Consider the following 828-nt stretch of genomic DNA (forward strand, 5'->3'; position numbering starts at 1 on the left):
GCCGGTGCTGGTGCTGGCCGGTCCCGGCACGGGCAAGACCCGCACCCTGGTGGGCCGGGTGCTGCATCTGGTGGAAACGGGCATCGACGCCCGGCGCATCCTGGCCGTCACCTTCACCCGCCGCGCGGCGGCGGAAATGGACGAGCGCCTCGCCACCGCCCTTGGCGAGGACGCCCCCCTGCCGCGTACCGACACCCTGCACGCCCTGGCCTTCGAATACTGGCACCGGGCCACGCCCACGCCACCGGTGCTGCTTTCGGAAGAGGCGGCCCGCCGCGTGTTCGCGGAAGCCAACCCCGACGAGCCCGCCCAGCGCCTGCGCGAGGCGTGGGAAGCCATCGGGGTGTGCCGCGAGAAGATGCGTTCGTGCCTTGCGGAGCACGCCCCGCTGCTGGCCCGCTACACCGAGCAGAAGGCGGCCTGGAATCTGGCCGACTACACCGATCTGCTGGAATTCTGGCTGGATCAGATGCAGAACAACATCTACGCCAGCCCGTGGCGGCACGTGCTGGTGGACGAGATCCAGGACCTTTCGCCCCTGCAGCTGACGCTGGTGCGGGCGCTGGCCCCGCGCGGCGGGGCGGGCTTTTTCGGCATCGGCGACCCGGATCAGTCCATCTACGGTTTCCGGGGCGCGCACGGCGACGTGGCCGCCTTCCTGCGCGAGGCGTGGCCCGACCTTTCCGTGGTGGCGCTGGAGGAAAACTACCGTTCCTCGGCGCGCATCCTCGATTTTGCGGGCGGGCTGATGCAGGGCCGCTCGGCCTGCGGCCCGCTGCGCGCCGCGCGCGACCTGCCCGGCGAACTGCACCTGTTCGAGGCGCCCAC

At 71.5% G+C, this 828-nt stretch carries 1 protein-coding gene; it reads left to right on the forward strand.

What is annotated here, in order from left to right; all coding sequences use genetic code 11:
* The coding region (locus tag FVW27_RS17610) for a UvrD-helicase domain-containing protein (RefSeq protein WP_167127705.1) at positions 1 to 828 on the forward strand (828 nt) is incomplete at both ends.

Origin of the sequence: Nitratidesulfovibrio liaohensis, from assembly GCF_011682075.1 — a bacterium.
Classification (GTDB): domain Bacteria; phylum Desulfobacterota; class Desulfovibrionia; order Desulfovibrionales; family Desulfovibrionaceae; genus Cupidesulfovibrio; species Cupidesulfovibrio liaohensis.